The organism is Pseudoalteromonas sp. APC 3355, from assembly GCF_030407615.1.
In the GTDB taxonomy this organism is placed as follows: domain Bacteria; phylum Pseudomonadota; class Gammaproteobacteria; order Enterobacterales; family Alteromonadaceae; genus Pseudoalteromonas; species Pseudoalteromonas distincta.
On sequence record NZ_JASDDB010000011.1, the window covers coordinates 212,493 to 219,244 of the forward strand.

The 6,752-nt window shown below is 38.2% G+C and carries 6 protein-coding genes; 1 reads left to right on the plus strand and 5 read right to left on the minus strand.

What is annotated here, in order from left to right:
* Positions 1–164 precede the first annotated feature (164 nt).
* The 4 genes from QMA08_RS15775 to QMA08_RS15790 all read right to left on the minus strand — a co-directional run bounded on the left by QMA08_RS15775 (position 165) and on the right by QMA08_RS15790 (position 4,679).
* Positions 165–2,105, minus strand: coding sequence for an EAL domain-containing protein (locus tag QMA08_RS15775; protein ID WP_290174905.1), 1,941 nt, complete (start codon positions 2,103–2,105; stop codon positions 165–167).
* 259 nt (positions 2,106–2,364) lie between these two features.
* Entirely contained in the window at positions 2,365–3,210 is an 846-nt protein-coding gene (yghU, locus tag QMA08_RS15780; protein ID WP_272451841.1) for a glutathione-dependent disulfide-bond oxidoreductase, read from the minus strand.
* A gap of 87 nt (positions 3,211–3,297) precedes the next feature.
* A complete protein-coding gene (locus QMA08_RS15785) occupies positions 3,298–3,879 on the minus strand; it encodes a rhomboid family intramembrane serine protease (protein WP_010555361.1) in 582 nt (193 codons plus the stop codon).
* A 116-nt stretch (positions 3,880–3,995) separates the two neighbouring features.
* Positions 3,996–4,679: a type 1 glutamine amidotransferase domain-containing protein gene (locus QMA08_RS15790; protein ID WP_290174907.1), complete on the minus strand. Its 684-nt coding sequence runs from the start codon at positions 4,677–4,679 to the stop codon at positions 3,996–3,998.
* A gap of 157 nt (positions 4,680–4,836) precedes the next feature.
* On the opposite strand from QMA08_RS15790, the gene QMA08_RS15795 reads away from it, so the two are divergent.
* Positions 4,837–5,760, plus strand: coding sequence for a LysR family transcriptional regulator (locus tag QMA08_RS15795; RefSeq protein ID WP_290174908.1), 924 nt, complete (start codon positions 4,837–4,839; stop codon positions 5,758–5,760).
* Between the two features lie 19 nt (positions 5,761–5,779).
* On the opposite strand, the gene QMA08_RS15800 is transcribed toward QMA08_RS15795, so the two are convergent.
* The gene (locus tag QMA08_RS15800; protein ID WP_290174909.1) at positions 5,780–6,514 is read right to left on the minus strand and encodes a dienelactone hydrolase family protein; all 735 of its coding nucleotides are present in this window, start codon (positions 6,512–6,514) and stop codon (positions 5,780–5,782) included.
* Positions 6,515–6,752 lie beyond the last annotated feature (238 nt).

Sequence of the window (6,752 nt, forward strand, 5' to 3'; positions counted from 1 at the left end):
CGTTATCAACCGGTTATGGGGGATAACCACACTCCACAGGCTCTACCTTGCCTAAATACCAAACAGTTTGCTGCAAATTTAACCTCAAAAAATAAACTGGCCCTAATAAGAAAGGTGGCGCATAACTCATATGGTAGCTAAGCGCTTTTAAAAGTGTTTGGTTATTAACTACATCGCTTATTTTGCTCATTTAAATAAGCATCTACAAAACCTACTTCCATCGGTTTTGAAAAGTAATAACCTTGTAGGTGAGATACACCAATCTTAGTGAGTGTGTTTGCTTGCTCAATAGTTTCAACGCCTTCTGCAACAACAGTAAAATCTAAAGTAGAGGCCATTTGTACAATTGCATGAATAATACTTAACCCTCTTTTATCCATATTTTGAATAAAGCTTCTGTCTATTTTTACTATATCTACACCAATATCAAGCATGCTTGATAGTGATGAGTAGCCTGTACCAAAATCATCAATTGAAATACAAAAGCCTTGTTTTTGTAGTGCTTTAACGGCTGTCAAAAATGTGAGTTTATCCTCGGCAAATACTGACTCAGTAATTTCTATGTGTAGGTTTTTAGGTTCTACCCGGTGGCGATTTACTATTTTTAATACCTTAGATACAAAATCAGGATCTTGTAGCTGAATAACCGATACGTTTACGCTTATAGCAATTTGTGGTTGTAAGTGACTTAATTTTGTTGCTTGTATACATGCCTGTTCTATTACCCAAATACCTAACTCGGTTATTAAACCGTATTGCTCGGCAATAGCTATAAATTCATCAGGGAAAATATTTTCACCATCTAGTTGCCAGCGTAATAATGATTCAAAAGAGGTTACTTTTGAGGTTTTGCTATCAACAATTGGTTGAAATACTAGCCTTAAACTATTTTCTTCTATGGCACTGGCTAAGCGTTGACTCAAAAGATACTCTCTTTCTTGTATTAATTTGAGTGAATCGTTATAAATATTGATATTACCTTTCGCCATGCGTTTTTGGTGATACATTGCAGTATCAGCAGAGCGAATTAAAGTATTAAAATCACTCCCGTGCTCAGGATACATGGCAATACCAATAGTTGCAGATACCCATTTTTGATATTTATATGTTTCATGCTCGGCACCAATGCTTTGAAGTACTTTATCTGCAAACTCGATAAGCTCAGTTTGGTTCTGATACGTTGCTAAAATTAAAAACTCATCCCCGCCCCAACGGCATTTAAATAGCTGTTGATTGCATACATTACTAATTCTTCGTGCTATTTCTTTTAATACTTTATCGCCTACTTTATGACCTAACGAATCATTTATTTGTTTAAACCCATCTAAATCTACGAATAATAAAGCAAAGGGTTCTTGAGGGTTGTCTGCTAGTTGTCTGTTTGCATTTTTTAAAAATGCGGTTCGGTTTAATAGATTTGTAAGTGGATCGGTATTCGATAAACGGTAAATTTCTTCTGTGCGTTGCTCAACCTTGTTTTCCATTTCGTTAAGCAGCTCTCTGTTTTGGTTTTTGAGCTTGATTGCGCTGTGTGTAAATGTGGCTGATTTGTACGATGAAGCCACCATAATAGCAGTAAATGCTAGGCCTAAAATACCGAGGACAGAGTTGTAGTTTTCGTTAGAAAAGGTTAATAAAAAAGAGTAAGGCGCCAATAAAATAATGCTATAAAGTACAGCGGTTACTCGGCTTCCTGAAAGCAGATTTGCAGAGCCTCCTGCGAAGGCAGATAAAATAGCAATCGTGGTCGTCGTCTCTATTGCTGATGAGGTGCTATGAAACCAAAGTGCATACCCACACCACGATAGCGCAGTTAAAATACACCCGGTTGAAAATCTTTTTGAGTATGTGTCAGCATTAAATAACGGGCTATCCTTTTTGGTTTTATAAAACCACATTACATCAATAGCGCGAGCTGCTAATAAGACAACCATAATGCTTAGCCAGATACTTTTTTCGTAGGATATTTTCTGGTTATTTAAATCAAAAGCAAACACTAATATAAAACTGACTACAATCGAAATGGCAATGCCAGAGATGGCATTGGAGTATAAAATTTTAACGGATTCTCTGCGTTCTTCACTATTTAGATTTTTATATGGCACTAAGTAAAACCTTATACAAAAGTCACTCCAACTAGCGATGGAGAAACGTTCAAGAAATACTGCAAATATTCCAGATGAACAAAAGCGTATTAAACATCGATTAGTTAGGCTCTAATCCTGAGTATAGGAATAAATATAGTTTATGAAAGCAAAAAAAAAAGTTAGCGCAGTAAAAAGGCCCATAATAAATAATTATTATGAGCCTTAAAATTATTAAGCAGGTTAAAGTGTTAACGACTTTACTTGCTGTTTAGTAGATTTAACCTTCGAAATCACTATCGTTATGGCGCTCTGCCATTTGATCTTCTTCAGGGCCCCATGTGCGATTTACGCGACGACCGCGCTTTACAGCAGGGCGATCAGCAACTTGTTTTGCCCAACGAACAACATGAGTGTATGAGGCAACATCTAAAAATTCAGCTGCGTCATATAAGTCGCCTAAAACAAGCGAGCCATACCAGGGCCAAATTGCAATATCGGCAATTGAGTATTCATCACCCGCCATGTATTCATTTTCGCTTAAATGACGATTTAATACGTCAAGTTGGCGTTTAGTTTCCATGGTAAAACGATCAATAGGGTATTGCATTTTACTTGGTGCGTAACTATAAAAGTGACCAAACCCACCACCTAAGTATGGCGCTGAGCCCATTTGCCAAAATAGCCAGTTACGACACTCTGTTTTAGCTTTTAAATCCTTAGGGATGAGTACATCAAATTTTTCAGCCAAATACTGTAAAATAGAACCTGATTCAAAGATGCGAGTAGGTGGTGTGGTTGAATGATCCATTAGCGCTGGGATTTTTGAATTTGGATTAATATCAACAAAGTCAGATCCAAACTGATCGCCATCACCTATGTTTATTAAATATGCGTCATAGTCTGCATCGGTGAAACCAAGCTGTAAAAGCTCTTCAAACATGATTGTAGCTTTTTGGCCATTTGGTGTAGCAAGAGAATAAAGCTGAAATGCGTGCTCGCCAATAGGTAGAGTTTTGTCATGAGTCGCGCCTGCAATTGGGCGGTTAATGCTGGCAAATTTACCGCCACTTTCACTTTCCCACGTCCATACTTTTGGTGGCGTGTATTCGTTTTGATCACTCATAAATAACCTCAATGTTAAATGGAAATGTTTAATACTTACTCATAAATGTGGCCATAAAAAATTAATTAAAGGCCCTAAATATTTAATTTACCGACCTTTTAATTTATCGGCTTTTGCTAATCTATAACCTAAAAACAACCCGCTTAGCGCTCCAAATAAATGGCTTTCAAACGATACATGATAGCGCTGAGGTAAAACACCCCATATAAAACCGCTATAAAGTATAGCCACTACAACTGCAATTATAATTGATTTTAATGAGCGTCTTACTAAGCCGTAGCATAGAATAAAGCCCCATAAACCATATATAACACCGCTTAAACCAACATGTATGTTACTGCGCCCAAATGCCCAAACTAAAAGTCCACCGACTAGAGCGGTAAAAATAAATACGTTATAAAAACGTTTTACGCTGTACTGGCAAATTAGCCAACTTAATACTACAAATGGGATCATATTACTGGCAAAGTGCCACCAGCTACCATGTAAAAAAGGTGCGCATAGTATGCCAATTAATCCTTGGATACTGCGTGGATATATGCCTAAACCATTAAGATTTATGCCAGGTAGACTATTGATCACCTGTAGTACGAAGCAAATAACAACAATACTAAATATTGCGAAACGGGTACTAGTTAGTAATGACAGTGTGGTTGGCTTGGTTGCCATATAATCGCCCTAATTGACTTTAAGAGTTGCCAGTATAGGAATTGTATTTGCTAATGAAAAGCAATTAAAAAAGCACAGCATAAAATGCTGTGCTTAATTTTAATTATTACTCACTATTAACCTAATTTAGTTAATAGTTTTTTTGCAGCTAGTTCAGAGCTTGCTGGGTTTTGGCCGGTAATTACTAAACCGTCTTCTAGTGCTAATACACCCCAGTCGTCAGTTTTTTGATAATCGCCACCTTTTTTAATTAGCTCGTCTTCAACTAAAAATGGCACGATATCGGTAAGTTGCACTGCAGCTTCTTCAGAGTTAGTAAAACCAGTTACTTTTTTACCCGCTACTAGTGCATTGCCATCGGCATCTTTAACATTTAAAAATGCAGCACTTGCATGACATACCGCAGCAACAGGTTTTTGCTCTTTTACAAAGCTTTCGATAAGCGAAATTGAATATGTGTTATCAACTAAGTCCCATAATGGACCGTGACCGCCTGGGTAAAATACAGCGTCAAAATCGCTAGATTTAACTTCACTCAACACTTTAGTGTTTGCCATTAATGTTTGCGCCGCGCTGTCTGCGTCGTAACGTTTAGTTGCATCTGTTTGAAAATCAGAAAGTGTACTTGTCGGATCAATGGGTGGTTGGCCGCCAGCTGGAGACGCTAATGTTACTTCAACGCCTGCATCAACGAAGGCGTAATAAGGGGCTGCAAATTCTTCTACCCAAAAACCTGTTTTTTCGCCAGTGTTACCAAGTTCTGCGTGAGATGTAAGAACCATAAGTATTTTTTTAGACATTGAATATATTCCTTCTGATGATTTAAATTAGTTTATCTTGCTTACCAATTACTATATGCACTAATACTGCTTTAAACAACGATGATAAATTTAACTTTATTGGTTTAATAATTGATACAATAAATAGATTGAATTTAAAACACACTACGGAGCATTTATGAAAGTGTCGTTTGAGCAGTTAAAGAGCATGGTTGTATTTGCACAAATTGTAGAGCAGGGCAGCTTAACCGCTGCTGCCAAACAGTTAGGGCTTACGCGAGCAGTTGCAAGTTATCATTTAAAAAAATTAGAAACGCAGCTTGAAGTTACTTTACTAAATCGCTCAACCCGTACCATGGCGCTGACTGAAGCGGGCATTGCTTATTATGAGCGCTGTAGAATAATTACCGAACAAGCTAATGCAGCTAATCAGCAAATAGAAAATATAAAGAGTGAGCCACAAGGTTTACTTAAAATTAGCTGCCCTGTAAATGTGGGAATGCAGTTAATTGTGCCCACAATAAATACGTTTAAGCGTCAATATCCTAAGATTCAAATAGACTTACAGCTTACTGACGATGTGGTTGATATTATTAAAAATGGGTTTGATTTTGCAATTAGGGGCGTGGCACTGAGTGACTCCAACTTGCAGGCAACCAAGCTGACTACAATGAGCACTTGTATTTGTGGTGCGCCGGAATACTTTGCACATTTTGGTAAACCTAAAACGCCTTTAGAGTTAGCAGAGCACCAATGGGTCGTTTACCAGCTCGGGAGTAAAACATTAACACTTCAAAAAGATGGCAAAAAACACGATATTACAATGCAAGGCGGCTTAAGCACCAATAATGCCGCTGCTCGTACTGCTTTTGTTGAAGCAGGGCATGGCATTGGGCGTATTCCGCTTTACGATGCGTGGCCAAAAGTGCAAGCTGGACTGCTTGAAATAATATTAGATGATTATAAAAGCAAAGATATTGAACTGTACGGGGTATTTCCGCCAGGGGCTGCGGGCTCTAAAAAGTTACGATTGTTTATTGATTACTTAAAAGCATACTTTGTAAAACAGCATACCGCTTTAGGTATGCTGAAAAGTAGTTAATGAGTAGTTTTTATAGCATTTATAAAGTTCGGCTAAATAATGCCACCGCTTGTTGATACATATTTATCGCAAGGGCTGCATCGTATCGCTCACCTTCATCACGCATAAAGGCATGCTGTGCGTTAACTTCCTGCCACTGGTAATTGATGCCCGTGCTTACGCATTGCTGGTATATTTTAGTGCGGCCTTCTTTTGGCACATGCGGGTCTTGTTTACCCCATATAAAGTGAATTTCGCCTTGTATATCAGCCATACGCTCGAATGAGTTATTTCCAGGTTGCGCAGGTAATGTATTGCTGTGAATATCAGTTGCGTATAAACAAAAAGCCGCATTAATTTCAGGATTTAGTGCCGCTCTGTAAGCTAAGTGACCGCCAATACATACGCCCATTGTGCCGACGGAGCCTGTGCAATAGCTTTGTAATCTAATGAAGTCGATCATAGTTTGTGTGTCACTGTCGTGGTGCTCAAGTGGCTTTGCCCATTTGTCGGCATTGCCTTTGTCTTTACCTGTATCATCATAAGCAAGCACAGTGCCTATAGGGTTTAACTCATGAAACACTTCAGGCACTAACACTACAAAGCCATGGCTTGCTAAAATAGCTGCGCTGCGTGCGATGGGGGCAGTTTGCTGAAATATTTCAGAATAAAAAATTATAGCAGGGAACTGTCCTTGCGCTTGAGGGCGATATACAGTTGTTCGCATTAAACCGGTCGGTGTTGGCAAGTCAGCATTATGTTGTTGGATTATCATAAAAAGCGCTCAGTAAAATAAAATTATACATGCTGATATGGTAACTGAGCGCGATAAAATATACGACTTTTGTCGTTGAGTATTTATACCAACCTGCATAAATCTTTGATCAATTTAACGAATTAAATTTCACTATAACGTCGTTAAAAATTTTTATTTAGAACAACTAGGGTCTGTTGATCTTTGCGGATTAAAATTTGTTCAAACTAGGGGCTATTTAATCGCGGCGCGAGGTTTG